General features: G+C 43.2%; 22 protein-coding genes and 2 tRNA genes. 20 read left to right on the forward strand and 4 right to left on the reverse strand.

Features of this window, described 5'->3' with window-relative positions:
- Window positions 1–2 precede the first annotated feature (2 nt).
- The 14 genes from ffh to A3GI_RS0108555 all read left to right on the forward strand — a co-directional run bounded on the left by ffh (window position 3) and on the right by A3GI_RS0108555 (window position 11,409).
- Window positions 3–1,340 (forward strand): signal recognition particle protein, encoded by a 1,338-nt coding sequence (ffh, locus tag A3GI_RS0108485; RefSeq protein ID WP_018361029.1) that lies wholly within the window; start codon window positions 3–5, stop codon window positions 1,338–1,340.
- A 151-nt stretch (window positions 1,341–1,491) separates the two neighbouring features.
- On the forward strand, window positions 1,492–2,388 hold the full coding sequence (gene folD / locus A3GI_RS0108490) for a bifunctional methylenetetrahydrofolate dehydrogenase/methenyltetrahydrofolate cyclohydrolase FolD (RefSeq protein WP_018361030.1): 897 nt from the start codon (window positions 1,492–1,494) through the stop codon (window positions 2,386–2,388).
- Between the two features lie 8 nt (window positions 2,389–2,396).
- On the forward strand, window positions 2,397–3,695 hold the full coding sequence (locus A3GI_RS0108495) for an MFS transporter (RefSeq protein ID WP_018361031.1): 1,299 nt from the start codon (window positions 2,397–2,399) through the stop codon (window positions 3,693–3,695).
- 49 nt (window positions 3,696–3,744) lie between these two features.
- Window positions 3,745–4,743, forward strand: coding sequence for a glycoside hydrolase family 130 protein (locus A3GI_RS0108500; RefSeq protein WP_018361032.1), 999 nt, complete (start codon window positions 3,745–3,747; stop codon window positions 4,741–4,743).
- Window positions 4,744–4,837: 94 nt separating this feature from the next.
- A complete protein-coding gene (locus tag A3GI_RS10950; protein ID WP_025079486.1) occupies window positions 4,838–5,773 on the forward strand; it encodes a DMT family transporter in 936 nt (311 codons plus the stop codon).
- A 41-nt stretch (window positions 5,774–5,814) separates the two neighbouring features.
- Window positions 5,815–6,486, forward strand: coding sequence for a C40 family peptidase (locus A3GI_RS11275; protein ID WP_018361034.1), 672 nt, complete (start codon window positions 5,815–5,817; stop codon window positions 6,484–6,486).
- 233 nt (window positions 6,487–6,719) lie between these two features.
- Window positions 6,720–7,871: a CD0519/CD1768 family membrane protein gene (locus A3GI_RS0108520; RefSeq protein WP_018361035.1), complete on the forward strand. Its 1,152-nt coding sequence runs from the start codon at window positions 6,720–6,722 to the stop codon at window positions 7,869–7,871.
- Between the two features lie 65 nt (window positions 7,872–7,936).
- A complete protein-coding gene (locus A3GI_RS0108525; RefSeq protein ID WP_018361036.1) occupies window positions 7,937–8,959 on the forward strand; it encodes a TIGR01777 family oxidoreductase in 1,023 nt (340 codons plus the stop codon).
- 121 nt (window positions 8,960–9,080) lie between these two features.
- Window positions 9,081–9,152 (forward strand) — tRNA-Glu (locus tag A3GI_RS0108530).
- Window positions 9,153–9,180: 28 nt separating this feature from the next.
- Window positions 9,181–9,441, forward strand: a complete 261-nt coding sequence (gene rpsT / locus A3GI_RS0108535) for a 30S ribosomal protein S20 (protein ID WP_018361037.1) — start codon at window positions 9,181–9,183, stop codon at window positions 9,439–9,441.
- Between the two features lie 81 nt (window positions 9,442–9,522).
- Window positions 9,523–9,594 (forward strand) — tRNA-Glu (locus tag A3GI_RS0108540).
- A gap of 150 nt (window positions 9,595–9,744) precedes the next feature.
- Window positions 9,745–10,572, forward strand: a complete 828-nt coding sequence (locus tag A3GI_RS0108545; protein WP_018361038.1) for an outer membrane protein assembly factor BamD — start codon at window positions 9,745–9,747, stop codon at window positions 10,570–10,572.
- Window positions 10,573–10,614: 42 nt separating this feature from the next.
- Complete coding sequence (locus A3GI_RS0108550; protein WP_018361039.1) at window positions 10,615–10,944, forward strand: DNA-directed RNA polymerase subunit omega; 330 nt, start codon at window positions 10,615–10,617, stop codon at window positions 10,942–10,944.
- Between the two features lie 6 nt (window positions 10,945–10,950).
- Entirely contained in the window at window positions 10,951–11,409 is a 459-nt protein-coding gene (locus tag A3GI_RS0108555; protein WP_018361040.1) for a DUF4293 domain-containing protein, read from the forward strand.
- A 197-nt stretch (window positions 11,410–11,606) separates the two neighbouring features.
- Here A3GI_RS0108555 and A3GI_RS0108560 read toward each other — a convergent pair whose 3' ends face one another.
- Window positions 11,607–13,757, reverse strand: coding sequence for a S9 family peptidase (locus A3GI_RS0108560; protein WP_018361041.1), 2,151 nt, complete (start codon window positions 13,755–13,757; stop codon window positions 11,607–11,609).
- Between the two features lie 167 nt (window positions 13,758–13,924).
- On the opposite strand from A3GI_RS0108560, the gene A3GI_RS0108565 reads away from it, so the two are divergent.
- The 3 genes from A3GI_RS0108565 (at window position 13,925) to A3GI_RS0108575 (ending at window position 17,533) form a co-directional block, all read left to right on the forward strand.
- Window positions 13,925–15,139 carry a porin gene (locus tag A3GI_RS0108565; protein ID WP_018361042.1) on the forward strand — a complete coding sequence of 405 codons (1,215 nt, stop codon included), beginning with the start codon at window positions 13,925–13,927 and terminating at the stop codon, window positions 15,137–15,139.
- A 303-nt stretch (window positions 15,140–15,442) separates the two neighbouring features.
- Window positions 15,443–15,964, forward strand: a complete 522-nt coding sequence (locus tag A3GI_RS0108570; protein WP_018361043.1) for a PH domain-containing protein — start codon at window positions 15,443–15,445, stop codon at window positions 15,962–15,964.
- 9 nt (window positions 15,965–15,973) lie between these two features.
- On the forward strand, window positions 15,974–17,533 hold the full coding sequence (locus A3GI_RS0108575) for a PH domain-containing protein (RefSeq protein WP_081612821.1): 1,560 nt from the start codon (window positions 15,974–15,976) through the stop codon (window positions 17,531–17,533).
- On the opposite strand, the gene ybaK is transcribed toward A3GI_RS0108575, so the two are convergent.
- On the reverse strand, window positions 17,497–17,979 hold the full coding sequence (ybaK, locus tag A3GI_RS0108580) for a Cys-tRNA(Pro) deacylase (protein ID WP_018361045.1): 483 nt from the start codon (window positions 17,977–17,979) through the stop codon (window positions 17,497–17,499). The two genes, A3GI_RS0108575 and ybaK, sit on opposite strands and share 37 nt — an antisense overlap.
- A gap of 185 nt (window positions 17,980–18,164) precedes the next feature.
- On the opposite strand from ybaK, the gene A3GI_RS0108585 reads away from it, so the two are divergent.
- From A3GI_RS0108585 to A3GI_RS0108595, 3 genes are all read left to right on the forward strand, one after another.
- Complete coding sequence (locus tag A3GI_RS0108585; RefSeq protein WP_018361046.1) at window positions 18,165–19,625, forward strand: leucine-rich repeat protein; 1,461 nt, start codon at window positions 18,165–18,167, stop codon at window positions 19,623–19,625.
- 38 nt (window positions 19,626–19,663) lie between these two features.
- Window positions 19,664–21,010 (forward strand): hypothetical protein, encoded by a 1,347-nt coding sequence (locus A3GI_RS0108590; RefSeq protein ID WP_018361047.1) that lies wholly within the window; start codon window positions 19,664–19,666, stop codon window positions 21,008–21,010.
- Between the two features lie 215 nt (window positions 21,011–21,225).
- A complete protein-coding gene (locus A3GI_RS0108595; RefSeq protein ID WP_018361048.1) occupies window positions 21,226–22,074 on the forward strand; it encodes a hypothetical protein in 849 nt (282 codons plus the stop codon).
- Between the two features lie 72 nt (window positions 22,075–22,146).
- Here the strand turns inward: A3GI_RS0108595 and A3GI_RS0108600 are convergent, their stop codons facing one another.
- Both A3GI_RS0108600 and A3GI_RS0108605 read right to left on the reverse strand, forming a co-directional pair.
- Window positions 22,147–24,084: an ABC-F family ATP-binding cassette domain-containing protein gene (locus A3GI_RS0108600; protein WP_018361049.1), complete on the reverse strand. Its 1,938-nt coding sequence runs from the start codon at window positions 24,082–24,084 to the stop codon at window positions 22,147–22,149.
- Window positions 24,081–26,180: a tetratricopeptide repeat protein gene (locus A3GI_RS0108605; RefSeq protein WP_018361050.1), complete on the reverse strand. Its 2,100-nt coding sequence runs from the start codon at window positions 26,178–26,180 to the stop codon at window positions 24,081–24,083. Before A3GI_RS0108605 ends, A3GI_RS0108600 begins: the two co-directional genes overlap by 4 nt.
- Window positions 26,181–26,199: the final 19 nt, after the last annotated feature.

The following is a 26,199-nucleotide window of genomic DNA, read 5'->3' on the forward strand; positions in this document are numbered from 1 at the left end:
AGATGTTTGAGAATTTAAGCGATAGACTGGAGCGGTCTTTCAAGCTCCTCAAGGGTGAAGGCAAGATTTCGGAAATCAACGTAGCCGAAACTCTTAAAGATGTGCGTCGCGCCCTGCTGGATGCCGACGTAAACTACAATGTGGCCAAATCTTTCACCGAAGAAGTGAAAGCCAAAGCTCTGGGTCAAAATGTGCTGAATGCCGTGCGTCCCGGGGAAATGATGGTGAAGATCGTACATGATGAACTGGCTGAATTGATGGGCGGTAAGGCTGTGGAAATCAATGTAGAGGGTAATCCTGCCGTCATTCTGATGTCCGGTTTGCAGGGGTCGGGTAAGACTACTTTTTCCGGTAAACTGGCTAATATGCTCAAGTCGAAACGAGGTAAAAGTCCGATGTTGGTGGCTTGCGACGTTTATCGCCCTGCTGCTATCGAGCAGCTGAAAGTGCTGGGCACACAACTGGAAGTGCCTGTTTACAGCGAGCCGGAGAGCAAGGACCCGGTACAGATAGCCCGTCATGCTATCGATGAAGCGAAACGCCTGCACTGCAATGTGGTAATTGTGGATACGGCCGGTCGTTTGGCCATAGACGAACAGATGATGCAGGAAATCGCCGCTATCAAATCGGCTGTCAAGCCTCAGGAAACGCTGTTTGTGGTGGACTCCATGACGGGTCAGGATGCCGTGAATACAGCCAAGGAATTCAACGAACGCTTGAATTTCGATGGAGTCGTGCTTACCAAACTGGACGGCGATACTCGTGGTGGTGCAGCCCTCTCCATTCGTACGGTGGTAGATAAACCGATCAAGTTTGTCGGTACGGGAGAGAAAATGGATGCGCTGGATGTATTCCACCCGGACCGTATGGCAGACCGTATACTGGGGATGGGTGATATAGTTTCATTGGTAGAGCGTGCCCAACAGCAGTATGATGAGGAGGAAGCCCGCCGTTTGGAGCAGCGTATTGCTAAAAATCAATTTGATTTCAATGACTTTTTGGCACAGATTCATCAGATCAAGAAAATGGGTAACTTCAAAGATCTGGCTTCGATGATTCCCGGTGTAGGTAAAGCAATCAAGGATCTGGATGTGGACGATAATGCCTTTAAGAGCATCGAGGCCATTATCTACTCGATGACTCCGGAAGAACGTAAACATCCTGCTATCATTAACGGGCAAAGACGTAAGCGTATAGCCGAGGGTAGCGGAACATCGGTACCCGAAGTCAATCGTCTGATAACGCAGTTTTCACAAACCGCCAAAATGATGAAGCAGCTGCAGGGAATGAAGATGGGCAAGTTGAAAGGAATGCCCAAGATGCCCAAGTTCAGACGTTAATTTCTACCGTCATTCTTTAATAGAGATAATTAAAAGCGCGGATAGCCGAACTATTAGGCATCCGCGTTTTTTATATAGCAAAGCATATCTAATAGCCTGAGGGCAGGTTTGCAGATAATAAGGTATCTTTACATATTAAAATTTTATATCTATGAATATCGTACAGGGAGAGTTTCAAGTGTTAGACGGAAAAGCCACCTCTAAGGCTATCCGCGAAGAATTGAAAAAGAAAGTGGAGGAGCGTTTGGCCGAAGGAAAAAGAAGACCGCATTTGTCTGCCGTTTTGGTGGGACATGATGGCGGTAGCGAGGCTTATGTAGCCTCTAAGATGAAGGCTTGTGAGGAGATCGGTTTTAAGAGTTCGTTGATTCGCTATGACGAAGATGTGACCGAAGAAGAATTGCTGGCTTGTATAAAGAAGATGAATGAAGACCCGGGTCTGGACGGTTTTATTATACAATTACCTCTGCCTAAACATATCAATGAGCAGACCATTATCGAAGCTGTGGACCCGGCTAAGGATGTGGATGGTTTTCATCCGGTGAATGTGGGACGCCTGAGCATCGGCTTGCCGGGTTTTGTATCGGCTACGCCCAAAGGTATTATCGAACTTTTAAGAAGATACGGCATCCAGACGAAAGGCAAGCATGCAGTTGTACTGGGACGAAGCAATATCGTAGGAAAACCCATATCGCAATTGCTTTTATACAAAGGCACTCCCGGAGATTGTACCGTAACCGTTTGTCACAGCCGTACGGCAAATATCAAGGAAATTTGTCGTGAGGCCGATATTATAGTGGCAGCTTTAGGCAAACCTCATTTTGTGACGGCCGATATGGTTAAGCCCGGAGCCGTGGTTATCGATGTGGGTACTACGCTTGTCGAGGATAAATCGACCAAAAGCGGATTTAAGCTGACCGGAGACGTCCTTTTCGATGAGGTAGCCCCGAAATGTTCTTATATCACTCCCGTTCCGGGTGGTGTGGGACCCATGACGATAGCTTCTCTGATGATGAATACAATGGTAGCCGCCGAAAGCAGAGATTAGCTCGAATTATGTCTTTTGTAAAGAGTAAAGTAGCGGGTAAGTCGATTTCGCCTATTCGTTGGGTACCGTCGACTTACTTTGCCATGGGGTTGCCTTATGTGACCATTTCTATTGTGGCTCTGATCATGCTTGATGACTTCGGAATGCCTAATGATAAGATTACATTCTGGACATCTCTGTTGGTTTTGCCATGGTCATTGAAGCCTTTCTTCAGTGTGGTGATGGAACTGGTGGGCTCAAAGAAAATGTATGTGGTGGTCACGGAGTTGATTTGTTCTGTGGTTTTCGGTTTGGTGGCTTTTTCCATGCCTTTGCCGGATTTTTACAGTTTGGTTATTGCACTTTTGGCTGTAATGGCGTTCAGCGGATCCATGCATGATATTGCCGGCGACGGATTGTACATGGCAGAGTTGAGCACCGACCAGCAGAGTAAATTTGTCGGTTGGCAGGGTGCATTTTATAATCTTGCGAAAATTTTGGCTAATGGCGGGCTTATTTATTTAGCCGGAATTATGAGCCGGCAGATCGGCATCATAAAGTCCTGGATGGTCATTATGGTGATTTGTGCCGTTCTCATGGCTGTTATAGCCCTGTATCACATGGCCGTAATGCCTTCGGGCAAACGTAATGAGCATCAGGAAAAGAAAACTTTTTCCACAGGAATGGCCGAACTTTGGCTGGTAATAAAAACCTTTTTTCAGAAAAAGTATATCTGGTATTATTTGATTTTTATTATTCTATACCGTTTTGCCGAGGGCCTGGCTACCAAAGTAGCGCCTTTATTCCTGAAGGCGCCGGTGGAGCAGGGAGGAATCGGTCTTACGAACGAGCAGTATGGCTTGATTTACGGTACAGGCGGAGCCTTGGCTTTTATTGTCGGCTCTATTTTGGGAGGTTATTATATTTCCCGTTTCGGGCTTCGTAAAGTGCTTTTTTCTTTGGCTTTGATTTTCAATGTACCTTTTGTTGTCTACTTGTTATTGGCTCTGTTTCGCCCCACATCTCTCTGGTGGATAGGTTCGGGTGTGGTATTCGAATACTTTACCTATGGTTTCGGGTTTGTAGGGCTTACATTATTTATGATGCAACAGATAGCCCCCGGTAAATATCAAATGGCACATTATGCTTTTGCCACCAGTATCATGAATCTCGGTGTCATGCTGCCCGGTATGATTAGCGGCAAGCTGAGCTTGATGCTTGGGTACAGAGACTTCTTTATCGTTGTGATGATAGCCACGATACCGGCATTGATTCTGACTTATTTTGTACCTTTTACCCATAAAGAAGCACAAGAAACGGTAAAGTGATAACGTTTAATAAAAATAGAACAACCAAGTATTTAACTGATTTATATTTATGAGTTCACTGAAAATTATGGGTGAAGCCTTGCCCGGTATGCCCTGGCAGGAAAAACCTGCGGGGGTAAAAGATATTATGTGGCGTTATGATGCCAACCCTATTATCCCACGTAATTTATTACCGACCTCCAATAGTATTTTTAACAGTGCGGTGGTGCCTTTCGGTAAAGGTTATGCAGGAGTTTTTCGCTGTGACGACACAAATCGCAGGATGAGGCTGCATGTCGGGTTTAGCGACGATGCTATTGATTGGAAGATCAATCCCGACCCCTTGCGTTTCGAGTGTGAAGATAAAGAGATCGGAGAGTGGGTTTACGGCTACGATCCTCGTGTGACTTATATTGAAGACCGTTATTATGTAACATGGTGCAACGGATATCACGGTCCTACGATCGGGGTGGCTTATACGCATGACTTCAAGACTTTTCATCAATTGGAAAATGCTTTTTTGCCGTTTAACAGGAACGGGGTTCTTTTCCCTCGCAAGATAAATGGTCGTTTTGCCATGCTGAGCCGCCCGAGCGATAACGGACACACGCCCTTCGGCGATATTTTTTACAGCGAGTCGCCCGATATGGAGTTTTGGGGTCGTCACAGACATGTGATGAGTCCGGCTCCTTTTGAAGACAGTGCATGGCAGTGTACCAAGATCGGTGCCGGACCTATTCCTATCGAGACGAGCGAAGGATGGCTGTTGATTTATCACGGAGTTTTGGCTTCATGCAACGGTTTTGTTTATAGCTTCGGTTCGGCTCTTTTAGATATCCATGAGCCATGGAAAGTGAAGTATCGTAGCGGTCCGTATTTGATTTCCCCTCAAAAAGATTATGAATGTATGGGGGATGTGCCCAATGTAACCTTCCCGTGTGCAGCTTTGGTAGATCCGGATACAAAACGGCTGGCTGTTTACTACGGTTGTGCCGATACGGTTACCGGTTTGGCTTTCGGCTATGTGGATGAAATTATAGAATTTACCAAGAAGAATTCGATTATATAATTTTATAACTCTGATCCTTGAAAAAAGAGGACGAAGTGGCAAGCTCGCAACAATGGCTTGCCACTTTTGAAATATAAAAGAAAAATTTATTCTTATGAGACAGATACGAGGTTTTTTAATGGGTATCGTGGCATCCGGCTCATTCGGTTTTTTGCCTCTTTTTTCTTTGCCTTTGATGAGCAGCGGGATATCCGTATCTTCTCTGCTGACTTATCGCCTGCTATTGGCTGCAGTTGCCATGGGAATTATTGTAAGGTTGCGTGGAGGCTCTTTGAGGATCGACCGGTACGAACTCTTCGAGCTGGCTGTACTCGCTGTATGCTACTTCTCATCAGCCATGCTGCTGTTTATGGGCTATAATTATATGAATAGCGGTTTGGCTACGGTGCTGCACTTTTCATATCCTGTTTTTACGACTCTGATCATGTTCCTGTTTTATAGGCAGTATATTTCTCCTGTTACTTTGGCAGCCATGGTTATGGCCATTACGGGAGTATTGTTGTCGACAGGCGTGTTCGGGGCTTCGGGGATGATGGCCGAGCCTTTCGGTATATTTATTGTGGTTTTATCAGGATTGGCTTATGCCCTTTATATGGTACTGGTGAATAACAGGCCTCGCTTACGCGACATGGACAATCAGCGTTTGACTTTTTATGCGTTGCTGTTTAGCGGTATTTATTTTCTGGTATTTTCGTTGTGCAATCAAACGATGATAATTCCTTCGGGGGTAAAGGTATGGGGTAATTTATTGGTTTTGTCTCTGTTTTGTACTTTATTGTCCAATATTACCCTGGTAGAGGCCTTGAAAAGTATCGGCGCCACATTGGGAGCGGTATTGGGAGCAGTGGAACCTCTCACTGCTGTGCTTATCGGGGTGCTGTTTCTTGGTGAAACATTGAGTACCGGCGATATTCTCGGCATGATTCTTATTATTATTGCTGTCGTTTTGATCGTTCTTTCTCCCCGTATCGACCGCCATATCGGCAAACGTCTGGAACGGTTCGATCGAAACAGACAGACCCGGCATTAATATAAATTATGTTTATATTTGTTCTGAACAAATAAAATGTAATGTACTCGAAACGTTATCCGATAGCTTTCATTCTGTTTTTACTGATCAGTCTGTCTTCCTGTGGAACTCGTGCAGAGGCTATGGCCAATAGCTCTGTCGAATATGAAAAGATGGTCAGAGACAGCCGACGATCTCCTGATCAGTTGTATCCTACACCTTTGGTTATGGATTTTATTCAGGGTGTTATCAGTTATGGAGAAGATTTTTTGGGGCGAAGATACGGTTCAAGAGGGCCTAACGGACGCAGGCTGGATTGTTCGGGTTATGTGAGCCTTCTTTTCGGGGAGTTCGGCATAGATATTCCTCATTCTTCCAAAGCTTTAAGTAAGATTGCCACGAAAGTATCGACACCTGTGCCCGGCGATTTGTTGTTTTTTACAGGTCGCAACGCCCGGTCTAAAACGGTGGGGCATGTGGCTCTTGTGGTTAGCAATGACAATGGGAATATCCTGATGATGCACAGCACGAACAGCCGAGGTATTATAAAAGAATATCTGAATAAAAGTCCCTATTTCAAACGTCGTTTTTTATATGCCGGAAGAATACCCGAAATTTCTCAAATGTGGAAAGACGGTATAGACCCCGATGTCTTGATTCCTCCGATTTCTCGCCCCGGTATTTACGGCACCCAACTCTTCCCCTCTTTAACCTTACTGTTCAATTGTTATTAGAAACGGCTTTTATTGCCGGATAATTTATTTGGAAACAGCCCGGAACGTCCTTTTTCGGGGATGAATGCTTACCTTATTTCTAATAAAGATTTTTTTCTTGAGATGGTTGTAAATTGGTAAATTCGTTGTTACTTTGTACCGATTTGTTTAAGCCTCTTTATTCTTCATGAAAAAGAGGTTTTTGTGCTAATAATATCAAATCTGCTTTTTAAGGCAGGGATAAAATTTATACCATGGTTTCAAAGACAAAAAAACAGAAAAGTTTCCTTCGTCAGCTCGTTGAAGCTGTCTCCTTTATTGTAATCTTTTTTGCTGTGTTTGGGTATATAGGCAATCAGATGGGATTGCCGAATATGCTGAATACGATTATGCAGACATCGTATCGTTTGTTGATGGATACGGTGTTTTATATTATGGGTATAACCGTGTTGAGCGGCGCTTTGGGCGCTCTTCTCGTTGAGTTTCACGTGGTGGATATGCTGGAGAAAGTATTGAGGCCTATGATGAAACCTATCTATAACCTGCCCGGTGTTTCAGCTTTGGGCGGTATTCTGACTTTTTTGTCTGATAATCCTGCTATTATTTCTCTGGCAAAGGATCGCAAATTCTGCCGTTATTTTAAGAAATACCAGTTGGTTTCGTTAACAAATTTTGGTACAGCCTTCGGTATGGGGCTTGTGGTTATTATATTTATGGCCGGTCAGGGGTTTGGTATGGGAGCCCTGATCGGATTTGTCGGAGCCATTGCAGGCAGTATCATATCGACTCGGTTGATGCAGTATTTCACGCGCAAAAAATATCCCGAGCTTGATGAAAAAGTTGATTTGTATGGTTTGGAAGTCGAGCACGAAGCGGAGCATAAGGAAAATGTCTTCTTACGGATGTTGAACTCTTTGCTTGATGGGGGTAAGACCGGTGTCGATTTGGGTTTGGCAATTATTCCGGGGGTACTGATTATTTCCACGGCTGTTATGATGATAACTAACGGTCCCGGGGATGATGGCGTATTCAGCGGGCAAGCCTATGAGGGTGTAGGTCTGTTGCCTGCCATGGCAGATAAAATCGATTTCGTTTTCCAGTGGTTGTTCGGGTTTCAGGATTCTCGTTTGATTGCATTTCCTATTACCACATTGGGTGCCGTCGGTGCTGCTTTGGGTTTGGTTCCTAATTTTGTTTCTCAGGGAATTTTGGATGGCAATGCCGTAGCCGTTTTTACAGCGATGGGAATGTGCTGGAGCGGATTTTTGAGTACACATACCGCCATGTTGGATTCTCTCGGATATCGTAAGCTGATTACTCAGGCAATCGGTGCACATACCATAGGCGGGCTTGTGGCAGGTATATTTGCCCACTGGTTATTCGTTTTTGTGTCGATATTGTTTTAGGAAAGTATAATTTTATGCCCATCTGATAAAAAGAACCGGTAAAAATCCGTCTCAATAATTATCAGATGGGCTTTTCTTTTATTCCTCTGTCCGGAAAACAGCGATTGGAAAAATATGAGTATCTTAAGCAATCGTATGACAGTACAGATTTAACTTGGAGAATTATGCATAATATATTAATTACCGGAGGAAGCGGATTAATCGGCAGACGGTTGACCGAACATCTGCAGGCCAGAGGTCATCGGGTCATGTGGCTTTCTCACAGTCATGCTGAAGGAACGGGTGTGTATCCGAATGGCGGGATATACCGATGGAATGTCAATAAAGGCTTGCTCGATGAAAGACCGCTGCGGACGGCAGATGCCATCATTCATCTTGCCGGTGTTAATATTGGGGATAAACCTTGGACGCCTTCACGTAAGCGGGAAATTATGAGAAGTCGTGTACTTGGTGCCAGATTGCTCTGTAATCAGTTGGAGAAAATGTCGCACTATGTGAAAACATATATTTCTGCTTCCGCCATCGGCTATTATGATATGGAAGAGGGGCCGGCTATATTGACCGAAGATGCTCCTTTGGGGGCCGGTTTTTTGGCTGAAACCTGCAGGTTGTGGGAGCGCGAAGCGGACCGCTTTGAAAGCAGGCTTGGAGTGCGAAAAGTGATTTTTCGTAATGGTTTGGTGTTGTCTAACCGGGGCGGTGTACTCCGGAAAATGAGCAAGCCTTTTAAGTACGGATTCAACACTCCTGTGGGTTCCGGATTACAGTATTTTAACTGGATACACATCGACGATCTTTGCGGCATCTATTTATCGGCCGTGGAGAGAGAAGACATTAAAGGTGTATATAATGCGGTGTCTCCGGCTCCTTTAACGAATGATCAATTTAATTATGCGATGGCTTATGTTTTTGGAGGCAATCATGTGCGTATCGCTATACCCGAGAAAGCCGTGCGTTTCGTATTGGGAGAAATGTCTTCTTTGATACTGGAAGGAAAAAGAGTCTCTGCCGAAAAGATTATCGATACCGGGTTTGAGTTTGTTTACTGTTCTGTAAACCAGGCTTTGAGAAGTTTTCGTTCGAGGTAATCATTATTCTGTTTTTAGAAAATTATTATTGAATATTTGGTAGAATAATGAAAAGTGTTATCTTTGCAATCGCTTAAGTAAATAACCTTTTTTCTGAAAGGGATAAATTTAAAGCTACATTGGCCCATTCGTCTATCGGTTAGGACGTGAGATTTTCATTCTCAAAAGAGGAGTTCGACTCTCCTATGGGCTACGAAAGTTAAAAAAATAAGTAAATAAAAATGGCAAATCATAAGTCATCTATCAAGAGAATTCGTCAGATTAATGCACGCCGTCTGCACAATCGCTATTACGCTCGCACAACCCGTAATGCGGTTCGTAACTTCCGTGCTTTGACAGACCGTGCCGAAGCTGAGGTAATGTTACCGAAGGTGGCTTCAATGCTCGATCGTTTGGCTAAGAAGAATATTATTCATAAAAATAAGGCTGCTAACTTGAAATCAAAGTTGGCTAAGAGCCTTAATCGTTTAGGCCAGGCGTAAATCTGCAATCTGAAAGAAGGGGGAAACCTTCTCTTTCATTAAGATTAAAATTGAAATTTCTGCTGTTTGATACAGCTTGTTGGCCCATTCGTCTATCGGTTAGGACGTGAGATTTTCATTCTCAAAAGAGGAGTTCGACTCTCCTATGGGCTACGAAGAGATCCTTTCAGAAATGAGAGGATCTTTTTTTGCTTTTGGCAGTATATAAATAACAGGGTTTTTCATTCGCATAATTTGCTAACTTTGTACGTTATTAGTATAAAGGGTATTATACCTTTCAAATAAGAATGCTGAAAAAGAAATATGTGGCATAATAAATATTCGTGGGTCATAGCATCATTGATGACTTTAATATTTTTTACTTCGTGCGGTGAGTATTATGAGGTACAGAAATCTACCGACCTGAATAGAAGATACTCCTATGCAAAGAAGTGCTATAATGAGAAAAAGTACGGAAGGGCAATCGTTTTGCTGGAAGATATTGTTCCTAGCTTAAGCAGTTCTGAAGAAGGAGCTCAGGCTTTGTATCTGCTTGCCGATTCTTACTTTAAAGATAAACGTTATACGGATGCTTCAATTTCTTTTGCTCAATATGCAAAACGTTATCCTAAAGATATGCTGGCTGAGGAATCTCGTTATAATGCGGCTAAGAGTTATTACATGCTCTCTCCGGACGCCAGACTCGATCAGTCTTCTACTTTAGACGCATTAAAAGAGCTTAGAACATATTTGGAGTTTTATCCGGAAGGCAAATATGCTAAAGACGTTGAGAAAATGTTGTTCGATTTGCAGGATAAGTTGGCTTATAAAGAATATTTGGCTGCTAAGTTATATTATAATTTAGGCCCATATATGGGAAATAATTACCGCTCCGCTGTCGTTACAGCAAAAGCTGCTGTTAAGGAATACCCTTATTCCAAGTATAGAGATGATTTGGAGTTCTTGATTTTACAGGCTAAATACCAGGAGGCGACGAACAGTATTCTTTCCAAAATGCAGACTCGTTTCCGGGAGGTTGTCGATCAATACTATAATTATATAAACCTCTTTCCCGAAGGAAAGTATCTGAAACAGGCTAAGAAGATTTATGAAGAGATTTCCAGGCAATATGTTTCCGATGCGAATGCATGACAATAACAGATAAACGAAAATATTCTAATTACGATATTAAAAATGGATTACAAAAAAATTAATGCTCCTCACAACACGATTACCCGTGATATGGTGAAGTTAGGTTCAGACACCGGAAATATTTATGAAACAGTTGTGATTATTTCCAAGCGGGCTAATCAAATTGGACAAGAGATTAAGCGTGATTTGGAAACAAAACTGCAAGAGTTTGCTTCTTATTCGGAAAATCCCGAAGAGGTGAATGAAAATCGTGAGCAGATAGAAATTTCAAGATTTTACGAAAGATTGCCTAAACCCACTCTTCTGGCTACAAAAGAATATGAAGATGGGATGATTTACTATAACATGCCGGGCAAACACAGAAATAAATAGAGCTTTATGTGGCAGAGAATTCAAACCTTATGGCTTTTGCTCGCCGGTATTCTGATGACACTCTTGCTTTTGAACCCTTTAGCAGTCTTCATTCAGCCGGATGGTACTTCTTACAGTTTGTTTGTCTCCGGCATACAGGAAATCGGAACGAAAAAGATGGTTACCCCGGCTTGGGGGCTGTTTGTTATTGATGCAATCATTGTGTTGATTTCTTTTATTACCATTTTCTTGTATAAGAAGAGAATACTTCAGATAAGACTTACTGTCTTTAATATGCTGGTTACTATCGGATTTATTATCTATCTTGCATTGGTTTCCTGGCAATTCTGTTCCACTTATTCGGCTTCATTCGGTTTTAAGTTTTGGCTGGGAATACCTTTGATTTGTTTGATTTTTCAGTATCTGGCCATTCGTAATATCGGTGCGGATGAAGCATTGGTAAGAGCATCGAATCGTTTGAGATAGCAAGTGAATAAACGATATAAAGGGCTTACTGCTCCTTAATCGAAAAGAGACATCCCTGAAAGGTCGACTTTTCAGGGATGTCTCTTTTTAGTTCGTTAACAGTTTTATACCGAACGGGAAAGCATCGATTCAATCAAAAATGAGCCCGGTAAAAGCCGGACCCATTTTGATGGTTTCAAACGTATTTGAAAAAGTGCTTATTCGTTTATACCCACACGGTTAAGAATGAAAGCATATTCAAAAGCGGTGTCTTTAAGCCTGTCGTAGCTTCCTGTAGCTCCGCCGTGCCCCGACTCCATATTCATATGCAGCAGCAGGATGTTATTGTCCGTTTTATTTGCTCTCAGTTTAGCCACATATTTTGTCGGTTCGTGGAAAAGCACTTGAGAATCGTTCAATCCTCCGGTAACCAGCATATTCGGATATTCTTTTCGCTCGATGTTGTCGTATGGAGAATAAGAAAGCATATAGTTATAGTATTCCTCTTCGTTCGGATTGCCCCATTCTTCATATTCACCCGTGGTCAGGGGCAGTGTATCGTCGAGCATCGTGTTGATTACATCCACAAAAGGAACTTGCGCCACAATCGTTTGATACAGATCCGGACGCATATTGGCCACGGCGCCCATCAGCAAGCCTCCTGCACTACCGCCCATAGCCGCCAGTTTGCCGGCTGATGTGTATTTATCGGCAATCAGTTTTTCACTGCAGGCGATAAAGTCCGTAAATGTATTCTTTTTCTTGAGCAGTTTGCCGTCTTCATACCATTTCTCACCCATATCGCTGCCTCCCCGTATTTGTGCAATGCCGAACACAAAACCTCTGTCTACGAGGCTGAATACGGCACTGTTGAAGTATACATCCGAGGTGGAGCCGTAACTTCCGTAAGAGTAGAGAAGAGCCGGAGCAGAGCCATCTTTTTTGAGCCCTTTTTTATAGATAATAGCCATCGGCACGTTCGTACCGTCCTTGGCTGTAGCCCAAAGTCTTTCCACAACGTAGTTTTCAGGATTGAAACCTGACGGAATCTCCTGTTCTTTCAGTTTGACGGTCTTATCGGTTACAATGTCGTATTCGTATAGTGTGGTCGGTCTGTTGAGCGAGGTGTACGAATACCGGACCTGGTTGATGTCAAAATCTCCGGCTGCCGTGGAATAAGCCGTGTATACCGGTTCGGGGAAAGATATTTTCTTTACCTCTTTGCCGTCCAAATCTTTAATGTGTGTTTCATTCAGCCCGTTTTTACGCAAGTTCAGTACGACATAGTTTTTCAATACATCGATACCGTCCAAACGTACTTCTTCATTGTGTGCTGTGAAAACTTTCCAGGTATCCCGGTTTTCATAGCCTTCTTTCGGAAGCCGGTAAATCATACCGTTAAAGTTCTCTTTATCCTTATAAGTCAGGAAGAACATATTTTCATGCGGTATAACCGAGTATTCCACATCCTGTACGCGTGGCATGAAAACCTTGAAATCGCCGTTTGCATCATCGGCGGAGAGCAAACGTATTTCGGATGTTGTAGAGCTATTGATCGAAATCATGACATACTGCTTTGTGATTTCGCCATGCACATAAGCCGAAAATTTAGGGTCTTTTTCTTCGTAGATCAACTTGGCATCGTTGGCTCCCGGTGTTTGCCTGTATATCTGATAAGAGCGTAACGTTTGGTTGTCGATTTTGCTGTAGAATATCGTTTTATTATCGTTAGCCCAAGCCATCGAGGCTGCTCCTTTTACGCTGAACCCCGTATCTTCTCCTGTTTGCAGGTCTTTGATTTTCATTTCAAAATCGGCAAAAGAGCCCGTTTCGTTAAAGAGATAAGCTGCCTTTTGATTGTCGGGGCTTATGGAGTAAGAGCCGAAGATGTAGGCATTTTTCCCTTCTGCCATTTTGTTCACATCGAAAATCACTTCTTCCGGAGCTTCCATGGTTTCCTTTCTACGGCAGTACGTTCTGTATTGTTTGCCTTTTTCTCTGCGGCTGTAGTAGTAATAGCCTTTTCTTTTTACCGGGTAAGATTCGTCATCTTCTTTTATCCGCCCCAGAAATTCGTCATACAATTTCTTTTGCAGATCTTTTGTCCCTGCCATTACCGTTTCCGTATAAGCATTTTCGGCCTTGATGTAATTCAAAACCTTTTCATCCGATTTGTCTTTCATCCAGAAATAGTCATCGGTACGCTGTTTCCCGAAATTGATAAAAGTGTCGGTCTTTGTTTGTGCTACCGGTGGTGCCGTAAAATTTGTCTGATCCAAAATTCGATTTTCTTTTTTGGTTTGATTACATGAAAAAGCGGTACCTGTCACTATTGCTGCAGTCAGCAGCCATGTATAACCCTGTTTCATATTAAAATATTTGATTTATGGTTTGATTATATCAAAGATATGCAAATTAGTATTATTTATTTGGTTGTGTTTCTTGTTATTCTGATGTATGCGTATTTCTTATTATCGGAAAGTTCTCCTTATTTTTGTGAATCCATAAATTCAATACCCTGAAAATGCTTCGTTTTATGAGAAAAACGCTGTTCCCGCTGTTCCTTTTTTTATCCTTTTGCAGTAACCTCTCTGCTCAGCAAAAAGGCAGTGAGGGCAGTTTTGAGAAAAGTCTTTTTGAAAGCATTGCACATCTTGAAAACAGGAGCAGGCGGTTTAACCTGCTTTTGAACATGCAGGGCGGTTTTGATGTAGAAGGGAATAGCCCGGCTCTCGGCGCAGGTAAAAATCATGCCCGTTTTAATATGCGTCAGTTACGCATCGAGGCAAAAGGCGATATAAACGAACGCTTTTCTTTCCGTTGGCGTCAGCGTCTTAACGGTTCAAAGATTCCCGGAGTGGATAATCTGCCCGCATCTATCGATGTTGCCGGTTTAGGCATTAAACTCGATAAGCGTTTTTCTTTGTTTGTGGGGCGTCAGTTCGCTTCTTTCGGTGGCTTTGAGTACGATCTCAATCCCATAGATGTGTATGAATTCAGCGATATGTCGGAATATATCGGTTGTTTTCTTACCGGTATCAGCCTTACTTATCAACCTGTTTCGGCGCATCAATTCCATTTCCAGGTACTCAATGCGCTGAACGATCGTTTTTCAGAAACGTACCGGGTGCAGTACGATCCTTCTTTGCGTCCATCGAAGCTTCCGCTGTTATATACGGTCAATTGGAATGGCTGTATGTACGGAGGGCTGTTGCAGACACGCTGGTCTGCTTCGCTGTCTTCTCAGACTTCTCAAAATAAGATTTATTATATAGCCCTGGGAAACAGTGTAAATATCGGTAGTCGGTTCGGTCTGTTTTTTGATCTGATGTATTCCCGTGAGGGGTTGGACAGTAAAGGCATTCTATCCGATTTGATTTCGTCCGTCAGTGCCGATTCCTCATGGCCTGTAACCCGGTATACGGTAAAAAATACCGAGTATTTGAGTTTTTTGTCCAAAGCCAATGTTCGTTTTGCTTCCCGTTGGAACTGGTTTGTGCAGGGTATGTATGAAACAGCGTCTGTTTATAAGGAGAGTATCGTTAAAAGAAAGATCGATGCCGGTAAGTATCGCACCGCTTTGGGTTATCTGACCGGTATAGAGTATTATCCCATGTCCGGCAGCAATTTGCATTTCTTTCTCACCTATGTCGGGCGCAGTTATAAATTCGATGAAAAGCGTTCGTTGTCTCCGGATTATACCACCAACAGGCTGAGCTTGGGATTTATTTATCAACTTCCCATGTTTTAGCAAATATCAATGGATGAAAACGAGGTCTTAATTGTTCCCGTACCCTGATGATATAAGAGGTTTCGGAGCCTTGTTAGAGTGCGTCATATATAGTATTGAAATTCTCTGCCTGACCGTTGAAAATCCGTAGCGCTACGGATTTTCAACGAAGTTAACTTGGATTTTTATTCTTTGCCTGAAGAATTTTCAACCATCAGGCAGAAAATTCTGAGTTTTCGAAAGGCTGTTTGTTTCGTTCAAAATACTTTGATTTGGCAGTCATCCGAAACGTTTTATTTTTGTAGAAAACATTGAAGTAAAACCGTGGAAAATATAAAGCTGTTCAGTAATTTGGAAGTAGATCCGGTTACATTACCAAAAGTTCAGGATTTGGAGTATCAACCCTTGGAATCGAAGTTTATATATATGCTTCTTATCGAGACTGTTTTGGGGTGGTTTACCCTCATCGGTTTCTTCTGGTTTCTCTATTATGTTGTGGAGCAAACACGATTTCTGCCCTGGGTAATAGTCCTTACCATATTGATGTCTTTGGCTTTTCTGGTGAACCTTACTTTCTTGAAAAAAGCCTGTCGTGAAAGAGGGTATGCCGTTCGGGAAAAAGATATAACTTATAAACGAGGTGTAATCCGAACCAGGCATATCACCATTCCCTATAATCGTATTCAGCAGGTGGTGGTGTCGCAAAATCTCATATTGCGTACAGTCGGTCTTTATAGCCTCAATATCAGAACGGCGGCACAAAGCTCTGACGGCATGGAAGTTGCAGGGCTGAAAAGAGAGCGTGCGCAGCAACTCAAGCAGATGATTTTGGATAAAATCAATTAATCTTCAATTATGAAGAAGTCTAAAAGGCCGAGAAACTTTCGGGAGTTTAGCCGCATGGGAAGCGATGCCTTGTGGGTGATGCTTATAAAAGATATAAACCGGGTTTTTGTGAAAGCCTGGCCTGTAATTATTCTCGTCTTTTTCAATGATGCCGGTGTCGGGCGAAAAATGATGCAACTTTTACTCTTAGGATTGTCTCTTCTGGTGTTGGGTGCTTTATTTTCGGTCATCCGTTATTTTACCTCTTATTTTAAGATTGAAAATCAGTGTGTGGTTTTCAAACGGGCTTCTTGGGTGAAATCCGTTAAAACCATACCGTTGGAGCATATTCATACTATTCGTACGACGAGCGGTTTTTTTTACCGTCTTGTCGATATGGTTGCTGTCTGTTTCGACTGTGTAGTCCAAAAGGAGGCCGAAGTCGAGCTTCTTTTGAGTAAAACGGACCTCGAATTGTTACTGAAAACGATCAATGAAGAGGGCGGCTTTACAATACCGGTCTCTTCCAACTTTCGGTCGAAGGATGCCGGATCGGCAGAAGAGCAGCATGTACATGCAAATGTCCGAAGCTATTCTTTTGGATTAAGGGAACTTATACAGGGGGCTGTCACACAAAATCCTTTGAAAGGTTTAGGGGTGATTTTTGCCGTATTGGTGTATGTGTTCAACGAGTCCACCGATTTAATCATGAGATATCAGGACGTTATTGTGGACAATGTATCGAAGTGGTATGGGCACAGTACGTGGTCTATGCTGTTTTTTGTTTTTGTCGTTTCGTATCTGATTACTCTTCTGATTTGGATAGCCGTTGTCGTTATTCGTAAGTATGGATTGAGTGTTTCTTTAACTTCGGACAAGATTCATTATCAGGCCGGGATGTTTACCCGGCGGTCTGCTTTTGTAAGTAAAGACAAGATCGTGGGGCTTACATTCAAACAAAATATTTTGGAGAGAATCACCGGTGTGGAGACCGTATCGATAGAACAATCGGACTCTGTGGAGGGAGAGAAGGGAAAAGAGCGTATCGTTATTTATGGCTGGAAAGACCGGATTGCTTTAGAAAACGAGTGGTTCGGGGCAGAAGGGGTGACCCGTGCCGGAAAAAGTGTTTCCGGTCAAGGGCTGTTTTGGTATCATCTGTTGGTACGCATATTCATTCTGATCATCCCATCTGGTACTTTAGTCTTTTTTGTTTATCCGCTGTTGCTCTGGGGGGTATTGCCTTTTGTGGCGGGAGTGAGTGTATTGGGAGCTTATCTGCGTTTCAAACGGAGTGCCATAGCTGTAGCCCCGGCTCATGTGCTTATTTACCATGGGCAATATTCCCGTAAACAAACTTTTTTGCCGATAAGGAAAATAGAGAGTGTTCTTTTGTGTCGGACTTTTATGCAGAAACGTAGCGGAAGAGTCCGTTTGAGCCTTAATACCATGGGAGGTCTTTTTACAGTGCGCAGCTTACCTCTTGATGAAGCCCGGGCAATCCGTGATTATATCCTTTACAAAATGGAAATGCTGTCAGATGAAAATCCTACTCAGATCAAATCCGCCACAGAAGAGCCGGGTATGTAGTCTATGAGATCTTGCGGAGCAATGCGCAGTTGCAGGCCGCGTACTCCCGCACTCACATAGATGTGCTCGAAATTCTTTATTGTTTGGTGAAAATAAGTAGGGAAATTTTTTTTCATTCCTATCGGGCAACAGCCGCCCCGGATATATCCCGTAAGCGGGAGCAACTCTTTTTGGGCAATCAGTTCTACCTTTTTATTGCCTGATGCCCTGGCTGCTTTTTTCAGATCGACCTCTTCGGCTCCGGGGATTACGCACACCAGATGTTTGATTTTGTCACCCGATAATACAAGTGTTTTGAAGACCTGATTGACATCTTCATTCAGACTTTGGGCCACATGGATGGCCGAGAGGTCATTTTCGTCCACTTCATAAGTTACCAGCTCGTAGTTTATTCCGGCTGCATCCAACAAGCGCGCCACATTGGTTTTAGGGATTTTCTTCGTCATACCGGCTTTTCAAGAAAAAATTACTCCTGCAGTTCAAATTTAGGTATTTTGCGATGATACGCTATTTGAAAATCATAATTATAGGGTATGGAAAAGCCTTAATATCCCTATGAATGAGTATTGTGTTTGGTGGGTGATTGGAATAATTTTGCCCCTGACTTTATAAAACTAATACAAATATTTTTATGAAAAAGAGTTTCAAATTTCTAACGCTGGGTCTTTATTTATTATCAACGTTGGCGTTAGTTTCCTGCGAAAAAAAGGAAGATGGTCCTAAAGCCGAAACAAAACCAGTGGGTACGGTTAATGCACAAATTAAAATTTCCGATGGTGCAGAAAAATCTGAGTTTGTTTATTTCTCTTTTATGAAAACGAAACAGGTTGCGATAGCTCCGGAAAAAGTAAAAACGGATACCGACTGGGATTTGGCTTTCCTGGATATTAACGGACGTACCAACGGCGGACAGAGCGGTGCCGGTAAAGCTGCCGTTTATCGCACGGAGTATGACGACTTTGAAGGTATTAAAAGTGCAGAACCATTTATTGCAGATAAGAGTGAATGGGTTTTAGATAAAGTTCAGGAAACAACTTCTTATGGAAAGATGCCGCCCAAACAAGTGAAAGATTCGTTCAATAAACACCTGATAAAAGGGTGGTACGAATTTGATATGAGCGGTGGTATGCCCCCGAAGTTTATTATCACCAAAGATGTGTATATCATCCGTACGGCAAAGGGCGACTACGTAAAACTTCAATTTCTGGCTGTCGAATATGAGAATAAGAAACTGTCTGCCATTAAGTTCAGATATGCTTACATCAGTGAAACCGGAAAGAATAATGTAACTCCGAAGAAGCGTGATGGCGAGGTCATTTTGTCGGAAGTGAAAACCGGGATGGTAGAAGAAGCTTTGAAAAATGAAAAAGTCGAAAACATTAAAATCTTGACCATAAAAAAGTCTACTCTTAATCAGGCAGATATTAATGCGATAAAAAAACTGCCTAAGTTGGAAGAGCTTGATCTGCATAAAGCAACATTGTCCATAGACACTTATGATAAAGGCTTTAAAGACAGTAAAGTCATAAAAAAACTGATTGCTCCTCAGAATTTAGAGGCTACCGGTTTGGGTTGGTTCGGTTATATGTCTCAATTGGAAGAAATTGTTTTTCCGGGTACTGCGTTGAAGAGCATCGGTAACGGTACATTCTCGATGTCAAGAAAGTTGTCGAAAATAGAACTGCCCGAATCATTGGAAATTATAGAGCCGGATGCTTTTTATGCAACGGCAATCGCGAAGATTAAGGTACCGGAGAAAGTGAAACATATTCCGAGCGGCTGTTTCTTTTACTGTAAACAGTTGAAAGAGGTTTATTTGCCCAAAAGTATCATTTCACTGGGGGACGCAGCCTTTGGAAGTTGCACAGAGTTGGAAAAGATCGTATTTGCATCTTCGACACCTCCGGCGTTTGCTATCAACCCTGAAACGAAGAAGCCGGTCTTTCCGTTCAACGGGCTTACCTGGAAGAAGGGTGAAAAACGTTTCTTCTGCTTTTATGTGCCGAAAGGCTCTGTGTCTGCATATCTCAACAAATGGGGCTGGAAAGAAAAAGATGCTGCATATTTTGAAGAGTATGAGCCGAAGAAGTAAACTGTTGTAATGTAATACAGCCTTAGAGAAAGGAAGATATGAAAGCTGCTTATCCCCTGTATTTCGTTTCATTTCTTTGTCTTGCCTTTTTATGGCAGGCATGCAGTGATGATAGGGAACCGGAGATCCAACGGGTACCGAAGGAAAACTATTTGTCTGACGCTATCCTGATCGACTACTTTCGGTCACAGTTAGATAAGGATTTGACAGCTTCGGCTCCCGAACAAACATATCGGGAGATTATACAGCCAACCGAGCGTAAATCTACTGAAGATGCTATGTGGAATCTGTGGAAAAAAGCCAATGCGGAAAGAATGTCTAAAGCAAAGTGGACTGTTTCTACGACTTCTAACGAAGTTGTTTGGCAGATTCCTCAAGAAGAAAAGATGCGTATAAAGTTATTTGCCAAAGGAGAAAAACCCCGAGGCGGATATCCGATGTTTATCAATCTGCATGGTGGAGGTTCTTACCCGGATGCTCCATCCGCATGGGGATCTACCATCAATGAAGAAGAATGGTTTGCTGCTCTTCGCCTTTCCCGGGAATATAAAGATGCTCCTTCTTTCTATTTTGTTCCACGCATGTCGGATGACAGAAAAGGACGCTGGCATTTTGCTCCGCAGCGTAATGCTTTTAAGCGTGCCTATCAATTGGCAGTGCTGAGCGAAGAGATCGATCCGGACAGGGTTTACCTGATGGGAATATCCGAGGGCGGTTATGGAAGTATTCGTTTGGGCTTGTTTATGCCGGACTATTTTGCAGCCATAGGTCCAATGGCTGCGTCGACAAAAGTAGAGGGTACTGCTGTCAATATGAGAAATACGGCATTTCGGATGGATGTCGGTGAATTGGATTATATGTTTGGCCGCAACTATTATGTGTATGAATGGCTTGAAAAGATGCAGCAACTCAGAAATGAAAATCCCGGAGATTTCGAACATCTGGTTAAAGTACATCTGGGTTACGGGCATGGTATACCGTACCATGAGATGTCTCCATGGCTTATTAAGTACAGGCGCAGGACTTACCCCGCACGCATTACCTATGAATACTATAACATTGATGACGGCTACTCCGATGGCGTTTATTATTTGAGTTTCAGACAATTGAAACCTGAGACGGATGCCCGTATCTTATTCGATGTTAAACATCGGGACAATCACTTTGAAGTGACTGCTACTCCTCAGGAAGGTAAAGTGGCCGGGGTTTTGACATTGTATATCGATCGGGTTGATTTTTCAAAACCTGTTACCGTTTCTCTCAATGGAAAGAGAGTCTTTGACAAAAGACTTTTTATGAATCGTGGTACTATGATTGAAGCTATTGCGCAGTTTGGAGACCCGAGACGAATCTTTGCTGCCAAGGTCGATGTTCCTTTACAATAGCCTTATACGCAGAGAATTCTTTATATAAGAGCTCTTATTAAAATTTAATAGTTTTATGCTTTACCCCGATACTGTATCTCTGTATCGGGGTTTCTTTTTATTGACTATTCTTAAAAAATATAGCTATCTTTGAGGAGATTTACAATTATAAGTTTATTTTTAATCACATTAAAATCTGATTTATGAAGAAGATTGTTTTTTCTATAGTAACTATAATGATGTTACTTTTGGCATCATGTAAAAGTGATACGCCAACGCCTTCCGATGGGAACCAACCCGGAGGAGAAACCATTAATGTAGTGCGTTCTATAAATATCTCTTATCCTCCTGTATCTATCGGTGGTATAAACAGCGATTTTACCCGTTTTGAATATGAATATGATAAAAAAGGCAGGCTGACCGAAATTGATTGGGAAGACTCTGAAGAGAATAAAGAAATAGATTTTGATATTCTCTATGATATAAATCGTATTCTCGTGAATATCGATGGAAACATCGATTATAAATCCGAAATGGACTTAAATGCTGACAATCAGGTGACGAAGCTCCAGATTAAAGGAAAGCAAATTCTGACTTCTGTTAATTTTACTTATGAAGGCAAAAAGTTGAAAAGCCATAGTTTCGTAAATCCAAAAAGCCCCAAACTGAATCATGTTGAAGTGTTTGAGTGGAAAGGCGATAATCTGGTGAAGGTATATACCAAGGAGAGAGGCGATTTGGCAGATCAGGTTTCTATAAACATTGAATATTACCCCGATTTATTGAATACCTGTTTCCCGGATATTACCCAGCACTTCGATTTTATGCACCTTGAGAATAATAGAATAGAGAATTATGGCTTGGTACCCGAATTGAGGTATTTGATGGGAATGCGAAGCCGGAATCTGCCTAAAAAAGTGATAACCGAAATCACGTCGGAATTCGGTGGGCATAAGCACCATATTTTTACGAAAGAAATCACCTATAAATTCGACAGTAAGGGACGTATAGACATTGTTTTTGTGACCTCTAAAGAGAAGAATAATACCAGGCCCTTTAAGTTTGAGGTTAAAATAAATTATTAATCACAGCTTTCTTAAGCGATATTTTAAGTGAATAAGAGAAAGCGGAGAGCCGACGGTTCTTCGCTTTTTTCTTTATTCTTCGATCAGGAGGGCTAATTCTTCCCAACGATTCATCGCCTCGTTTTGCTCTCTTTTCAGTTTGTCGTAGCGGGTAAAGAGTTCGTTGTTTGTGCTGTTTGCAGGATTGCTTAACGCTGTTTCCAACTCTTTTAATTCGGTTTCGAGTTTTTCGATACGATGTTCGATTTCCGAAAATTCTTTTCTTAACGCCCTGCTTTTTTTGGCTTCTTCTTTTTGCTGCCGGTAAGAGGGTATGCTCTCGGAGATTATTTCTTTGGTTTTATCTCTGAGCGGTTGTGAACAGACGGTGGAAAGCCTTTCGTTTATGTCTGCGGTTTCTTCCTCTTTTTTCCTGTTAATCCAGTCGTATATGCCGCCTAAATGTTCGATGACTTTACCGTGAGAAAATTCATAGACTTTGCTGACCAAACCCTGTAGAAACTCCCGGTCATGAGATACGAGGATTACTGTGCCTTCAAAATTGTTGATGGCTTCTTTAAGCACTTCTTTCGAACGGATGTCCAGGTGATTGGTCGGCTCATCCAGAATGAGCAGGTTTGCAGGTCTCAGCAGCAGTTTGATCATGGCAAGGCGTCCTTTTTCTCCGCCGCTGAGCACACTGACTTTCTTTTCCGACTCCTCTCCGCCGAACATAAAAGCACCTAACAGATCATTTATTTTGAGGCGTATATCTCCCTGTGCCTCCCGGTCTATGGTTTCGTAAACGGTGAGATTAGGGTTTAATAATTGTGCTTCGTTTTGTGCAAAGTAACCGATTTCTACCAGATGTCCGAGCTCAAGTTTACCTGTATAGTCCGTAATTTCTCCCATGATACATTTGACCATGGTCGATTTACCGGCACCGTTTTTACCTGCAAAGGCTACTTTTTCTCCCCGTTTGATGGTGATATTGGCGTGGTCGAACACGATGTGGTCTCCGTAAGCTTTCTGCAGATCTTCGATTATTACAGTATAAGAACCGGAGCGTGTGGCGGGAATAAAGCGGAAGTGCATGGAGCGCCGGTCTATCTCGTCCAGTTCGATTCGTTCGACCTTTTCAAGCTGTTTTATGCGGCTTTGCACCTGTACGCTTTTGGTTGCTTTGTAGCGAAACCGTTCGATGAACTCTTCCGTGTCTTTGATCGCTTTTTGCTGATTTTCGTACGCACGCCGCTGTTGTTCCAGTCTTTCTTCCCGCAGTTGGATGTAATGGCTGTAGTTGGTCTTGTAATCATAGATCCGTCCCAGCTCTATCTCTATGGTTCTGTTCGTGGTGTTGTCGATAAAAGCTTTATCGTGGGATACCAGTAACATTGCACTCCGGCTGCGGGCAATGAAGCTTTCCAGCCATTGAATGGATTCGATGTCGAGGTGGTTCGTTGGTTCGTCCAGAAGCAGGATATCCGGCTGTCGCAGCAGTAGTTTGGCCAGTTCGATACGCATACGCCAGCCACCGCTGAATTCGGCTGTCGGCCGTTCGAAGTCGCTGCGTTCGAATCCCAGCCCGATCAGGGTTCTTTCGATTTCCGCATGATAGCTGCCCGTATTGAGTACGTTCATCCGTTCGTTCAGCGCGGTGAAGCGTTCGATCAGTTCCAGATAACTTTCACTGTCATAATCTGTTCTTTCCGAAAGCTCGCAGCTCATATTATCCAGATCGGCCTGCATGTTCCGTATGTGGGAGAATGCCGTTTCGCATTCGGCGTAAACGGTGTGCTCGTCCACCAGTTGCATATGCTGAGGCAGATAACCTGTGCGTAATTCTTTGGCGCGTGCTATATGGCCCGATGTCGGTTCGGCCAGCTTCGCTATCAGTTTCAGCAGGGTAGACTTACCGGCACCGTTACGGCCGACCAGAGCTATTTTATCTTTATTGGAAATAACAAAAGAAACATTATCGAAAAGCAGACGTGTGCCGAAATCTACCGTTACATTGTTTACGGAAATCATTTATTCATCCGTTTAAGTATGTTATATGCCTGATAAAGCCCCAATTCACCGGCTTTGCTCAGATCTTTCAGGCCTTCTTTGGATTTGCCGCCGGCAAGATAAAGCAAGCCGCGATTAAAATAAGCGTCGGCCAAACCGGGACTCAAAGCAATAGCCTGCGTATAGTTTTCGATTGCTTTTGCTGTTTCGCCCTGCTGGGCATATATCCATGCCCTGTTATAATATGCGTAGGAAAAGTTGGCATCCAGCTGTATTGTTCGATCGAGGTCCTGTACCGGCGTATGCAAATCTGTCAAAGGCTTTTTCAGTCTGGCTTCGTTGGCTTTGTGTTCTGCTTCGTTATAGCCGAAAGCATTCTTTTTGCTTTCTCCCAAAATCAGTTTTCCCTGAGTGGACAGGTTTTCGCCCGTTACCGCTGCCATACGGTTTCTTTCCGCTTCCTGTTTCTTTAATAATGCCGTGGCACGAGCGAAAAGTACCAGAGGTTGATCGGGTTTCAAGTTCAGAGAAGAAGTGAAATCGCTGATTGCCTGTTCATGGTTTTGAAGCAAAAGATAGTCCAATCCCCGTCTGAACAGGTTATCGGCACTCATTTTTTCTGTGCCTGTGGCCTCTTCGATATCGGACTGATGCCTTTTAACCATCTCTTCATCCAGAGGGATTTCATGATTGCTTAAGAGCAGCCTGAAGGGCAGGATGCCCTGTTTATTCAAACGGTCAACCAAAGCCGAGTAGGGAACATTCGGATTTATTTCTTCGGAGTCGAAACGGTGATAATAGGTCAGGACGTAAATATTTCTCGGCTCCACTTCAACATTCCTGTCCTGTACTTTTCCACGCACTTTACTGTTATACTGGGCCTTGGTCTCCTGCTCCGGTTCGGCTACTACCAGCATATTGTATTTCTCGATCGTCTCATCGTCCTCCTTGCGCGTTTCTTTGCTCTCAGAGTTTTCCTTTGCAGGCTGTTTATCTGTTTTTTTCTGCTTCTTTGCTTTTTCCTGCAGGTCTACGGCATGCCAGTAGTCCCGGTCTGCTCCCACGGCATTGCCCATCAGCTTTCGACTTTGCGAGCGCGCCAGCCAACCATTGATGAACTCCGGATATTGCTTGATTACGGCATTGTAGTCATTGATAGCCTCACCGTGTTTGCCTATGTCGGCCAGCAAGAGGCCACGGTTAAAGCGGGCGATATGATTCGACGGTTCTAATTTTATCAGGTGATTGAGGTCTGAAATCGCATTGTTCTTATCTCCCAGATATGAACGTAAGAGAGCACGGTTGAAAAGAGCAATTTTGTTGTTGGACGATATATCCAGCACATGGCTGTAATCATCCATTGCCCCTCGCAGATCATTGAGCTGGTAACGTATGATTCCGCGGTTTACATAAAGTGCCGGGTCTTCGTCTATTAGTTCAATGGCTTTGTTTATCCGCTTAAGGCTCTGCTTGTACTCCTTTTTCTCGTATGCTATTTGCGAGCTGACGGCATAAGCCGGACCGAAGAAAGAATCTCTGCGCAGAATCGTGTCTATGTAGCTTTCGGAGCGTACCGTATCTTTTTGTTGCAAGGCAACGGCGCTTAGCAACAAGTAAGCATCCAGACTGCCCGGGGAGAATTTGAGCATCGTTTCCAATTCTTTTTGGGCTTCGTCGAATTTATCCCGCAGCAGTTCGGTCATGGCCAGATTGTAGCGCATACCCTCATCGTCCGGAGTTTGTCTTAGTCCCGTTCGATAGTCTTCGGCTGCCAAGTCGTATTTCTTCTGATTTTGACGTGCTACGCCACGAACAAGGTATGCTTTCGGGATGAAGGCATTGCGTTCGATACATAAAGAGGCATCGGCCTCCGCTCCGCTGAAGTCTTCCAGGCTTACTTTGGCCACTGCACGGTAGAAGTAAGGTTCTGCCATCCATGAGCGCGAACCGATCACCTGATTGAAGTAACCGATAGATACCACATAGTCATTGAAGTACAGCGCATTTCTTCCTATTGTCATTACACGCGAAACATCAATCTGTGCATGCAGCAGCTGAGGCAGTAAAAGTGCCAAAGTCAGCAGTAGCGTATGCAGGTATCCTGTTCGTTTTGTCATCCGTAATCTTTTTAGCCTG

The organism is Porphyromonas macacae DSM 20710 = JCM 13914, assembly GCF_000379945.1.
In the GTDB taxonomy this organism is placed as follows: Bacteria; Bacteroidota; Bacteroidia; order Bacteroidales; family Porphyromonadaceae; genus Porphyromonas; species Porphyromonas macacae.